Annotated in this window: 2 protein-coding genes and 1 pseudogene; all 3 read left to right on the top strand. The window is 64.6% G+C overall.

What is annotated here, in order from left to right:
- On the top strand, positions 1 to 893 hold an 893-nt coding region (locus EN914_RS31240; RefSeq protein WP_164779042.1), incomplete at its 5' end, for a UDP-N-acetylmuramoyl-L-alanyl-D-glutamate--2,6-diaminopimelate ligase.
- Positions 890 to 2,347 carry a UDP-N-acetylmuramoylalanyl-D-glutamyl-2,6-diaminopimelate--D-alanyl-D-alanine ligase gene (locus EN914_RS31235; RefSeq protein WP_024501468.1) on the top strand — a complete coding sequence of 486 codons (1,458 nt, stop codon included), beginning with the start codon at positions 890 to 892 and terminating at the stop codon, positions 2,345 to 2,347. The genes EN914_RS31240 and EN914_RS31235, both read left to right, overlap by 4 nt.
- Before the next feature lie 18 nt (positions 2,348 to 2,365).
- Positions 2,366 to 2,693: pseudogene (gene mraY / locus EN914_RS31230) on the top strand (phospho-N-acetylmuramoyl-pentapeptide-transferase); the annotation flags it as partial.

The raw sequence follows: 2,693 nt of genomic DNA, 5'->3' as shown, positions 1-2,693 counted from the left end.
GCGTGAAGCTGGCTGCCGGCGGCTTCACCAATCTCGGCCGCGACCATATGGATTATCATCCGACCATTGAGGATTATCACCGCGCCAAATTGCGCCTGTTCGACACGTTGCTGCCGAAGGGCGCGCCGGCCGTGATCTTCGCCGACGATCCATGGTCGGCGCCGACGACCGTGGCCGCAAAGGCTGCCGGGCTCAATGTGCTGACGGTCGGCCGCCATGGCGACTTCCTCAGGCTGAAGCGGGTCGAGCACGAACGCCACCGCCAGCGGGCCGAAGTCGAGGCCGACGGCGTGCTCTACGAGATCGACCTGCCGCTGGCCGGCGATTTCCAGATTTCGAACGCGCTGGTTTCGGCGGGTCTTGCCATTTCCACGGGAACACCTGTCGCCAAGGCCTTGATGGCGTTGGAGAAACTGAAGGGCGCGCCGGGCCGGCTCGACCTCGTCGGCACCACCGGCAATGGCGCGCCGGTCTATGTCGACTATGCCCACAAGCCGGACGCGCTTGAAAACGTGCTGGCCTCGGTGCGGCCGTTCACCACCGGCCGCGTCATCGTCGTGTTCGGCTGCGGCGGCGACCGCGACCGGGGAAAAAGGCCGATCATGGGCGAAATCGCGACGCGGCTTGCCGATGTCGTCATCGTCACCGACGACAATCCGCGCTCCGAAGTGCCGGAAACGATCCGTGCCGCTATTTTGGCCGCTGCTCCAGGTGCCATCGAGATCGGCGACCGGCGCCAGGCGATCCACGAAGCGGTCGCCATGCTGCATGCCGGCGACACGCTGATCGTGGCCGGTAAGGGCCACGAGGAAGGCCAGACGATCGGCTCCGAGACCTTGCATTTCTCCGATCATGAGGAAGTCCGTGCGGCACTCACGGAGCGTGCAGCATGAGCTTGCTGTGGACCTCCGAAGCGCTGGTTGCCGCCATGGACGGGCGGCCGCTCGGGCCGATGCCGGATGGCATTTCAGGCATTTCGATCGACAGCCGCAGCCTGCAGCCGGGCGACGCCTTCTTCGCCATCAAGGGCGAGGCGATGGACGGCCATGACTTCGCAACCGCCGCCATCAAGGCTGGCGCTGGCGTGCTGGTGGTGGCCGAAGGCAAGCTGCCGTCGCTCGGCCGGCTGACAGCGCCGATCATCGTCGTCGAGGATGTGCTGGTCGCGCTGGAAAAGCTTGGAGTTGCATCGCGCGCCCGCTCGAGCGCGAAAATCATCGCTGTGACCGGTTCGGCCGGCAAGACCACCACCAAGGAAGCGCTGCGCCATGTGCTGCAAGCCGTAGGCAAGGTGCATGCCTCGGCGCAGTCCTTCAACAATCACTGGGGCGTGCCGCTGACCTTGGCGCGGATGCCTGATGATTGCGACTATGCCGTGTTCGAGATCGGCATGAACCATCCCGACGAGATCCGTCCGCTGGTCAAGATGGTGAGGCCGCATGTCGCCATCGTCACTATGATCGCGGCGGCGCATCTCGGCTTTTTCCGCAATCTGGACGAGATCGCCAAGGCCAAGGCCGAGATTTTCGAGGGGCTGGAGCCCGAGGGGGCCGCCGTCCTCAACCGCGACGATGCCCGATTCAAGCTGCTCGACAAGATGGCCCATGCCGCCGGTGTCGAGCACGTCTACGGCTTCGGCGAGAATGCGCGCTCTACCTTCAAGCTCACCAAATGCGAACTGCATGCGGATCATTCCGACATCACCGCGAGGATCGGCGGCCACGAAGTGACGGCGCGGATCGGCGCGCCCGGCCGCCATATGGTGCAGAACGTGCTGGCGGTGCTGGGTGCGGCGCATCTGGTCGGCGCCGATCTCGACAAGGTTGCTTCAGCACTGGCCGATCTCTCCGCCGAGCGCGGGCGCGGCAAGCGCCATGTGCTGCGCCATCCCGGTGGCTCGACTTCGAGCCACCCCGGCGGGTCGATCACGCTGATCGACGAAAGCTACAACGCCAATCCGGCATCGATGGCTGCAGCCATGGCGTTGCTCAACGCGACGCCGGTGACGGGCGAGGGCCGCCGCATCGCCGTGCTCGGCGACATGCTCGAACTCGGCGACCATTCGACCAAGCTGCATGCGGCCCTTGCCGACCTCATCGTCGGCACGGGCACGCAGACCGTTTTTCTTGGCGGCCCGGAAATGCGGGCGCTGGCCGAAGCGCTGCCGGCTGAGATCAAGACGGAATACCGCGCCGGTGTCGAGGAGCTGAAGCCGGTGCTGCTTGCCGCGCTCAAGCCAGGTGACGTGGTGATGATCAAATCGTCGAAGGGCATCGGTTTTGCAAAACTGGTCGATGCGCTGCTGGGCAAGTTCCCGGCTGAATCGACAACCAGAAAACAGACCTAGGTCGGGGGACGAAAGCGCATGTTCACACTGCTCGTCGATTTTGCGGACAAGGTCTCGGTCTTCAATGTCTTCCGCTACATCACCTTCCGCACCGGCGGGGCGCTGATCACGTCGGCGCTGATCGTCTTCATCTTTGGACCGACCATCATCAATTCGCTGCGGCTGCGGCAAGGCAAGGGCCAGCCGATCCGCGCCGACGGGCCGCAGACACATTTCAAGAAGGCCGGCACGCCGACTATGGGCGGGCTGATGATCCTGTCGGGCATCATCGGCTCGTCGCTTTTGTGGGCGAACCTGTCCAGCATCTACGTCTGGGTGGTGCTGCTGGTGACGCTGGGCTTCGGCT

The organism is Mesorhizobium sp. M7A.F.Ca.CA.001.08.2.1 (genome assembly GCF_003998455.1).
GTDB lineage: Bacteria > Pseudomonadota > Alphaproteobacteria > Rhizobiales > Rhizobiaceae > Mesorhizobium > Mesorhizobium ciceri.
Note: the sequence above shows the minus strand (reverse complement) of the source record. Positions and strands in the feature narration are given on the sequence as shown.